The following is a 1,130-nucleotide window of genomic DNA, read 5'->3' as shown; positions in this document are numbered from 1 at the left end:
CGGTACGGCGAGGGGTGGGTGCGCACGATCGCTGAGGGCGTCGACGCGGAGAACGTGCTCGACGTGGGCAGCATCGGCCACTACCCGGGAACGCAGATGCCCGGCGAAATGGGGAACTTCGCGATCGCGGCGCACCGCTCCGCCGCCGGCGGAGGAATGCACCTCATCGATGAGCTGCAACTAGGTGACGCGATCTACATCGAGACCGCCGACGGCTGGTACACCTATCGGTTCCGGAACCTCGAATACGTGCAGCCCTCCGAAGTGCAGGTCATCGATCCGGTCCCCTGGACGAGCGACGTCGTTCCGACGGATCGTCTGATCACGATGACGAGCTGCAATCCGCTGCTGTCGACCGCGGAGCGGATCATCGCCTACGGCGTCTTCGAGTCGTGGCAGCCCCGCTCCGCAGGAGCGCCTGCCGAACTCGCTTCTTCCCTCGCGACCTGACGTCCGGCGTCGGCGCTGGCACCGCGACGAGGGCGGCGAGCCGGTTTCATGCTGCGGCAGACGTTTGCGGGTGGGGTGGACATGTACAGGATGAACCCGCTTTCGAAGGAGCCCGTCATGACTGCCGCCCCTGACCGAGACCCCCTGGACGTCCTGCTGGATGAGTCCAGCCCCCGCACATCGACAGTGACGAACGACGTCGCTGTCGAGCTGGCCGAGCTTCAGCAGCTCGCGGCGGCAGAGGCCCGCGTCAACCGTCACCGCTGGGCGCGTCCTGCGGTCGCCGGAGTGGCGTCGCTGGTACTGCTCGGTGGCATGGCGACCGCGGCCGCCGCGGCGACGGGCGCGTGGTCGCCGTGGGCGGAGACGCCGGACGCCTCGATCACCTATTCGCTGCCCAGCGGCGTCCAGTGTGAGGAGCGCATGGGAGACGTTCAAGGGACCGATCCGGCGGCCGTCGCCGTGGTCGAGAACTTCTACCAGACGACCGACGTCGACGCCCTCCTCAGCGACGGCGCGCTCGAGGCGACCATCGCGCAGCTGCGTACCGAGGACCGATCCTTCATCAACGCTGACGGATCCCGCACGCCGGCCGGCTACGGCACCGAGTTCTACAACGCCGACCGGGAGTACTCGACCGCCGTCGGGCGCATCATCAGCAACGCTCTCGACGCCGAACT

2 protein-coding genes are annotated in these 1,130 nt (G+C 68.1%); both read left to right on the top strand.

Going from position 1 to position 1,130, the window contains the following annotated elements; genetic code table 11:
• A partial coding sequence (locus tag C5C44_RS16610; protein WP_146084375.1) for a class E sortase occupies nt 1-450 on the top strand: 450 nt, incomplete at its 5' end.
• A 48-nt stretch (nt 451-498) separates the two neighbouring features.
• Nucleotides 499-1,130, top strand: a 632-nt coding sequence (locus C5C44_RS16605; RefSeq protein ID WP_146084374.1) for a hypothetical protein, incomplete at its 3' end; no start/stop codon positions are given.

Origin of the sequence: Rathayibacter sp. AY1F6, assembly GCF_002932035.1 — a bacterium.
Taxonomy (GTDB): Bacteria; Actinomycetota; Actinomycetes; order Actinomycetales; family Microbacteriaceae; genus Rathayibacter.
This window is presented reverse-complemented; position numbering and strand designations above follow the sequence as displayed.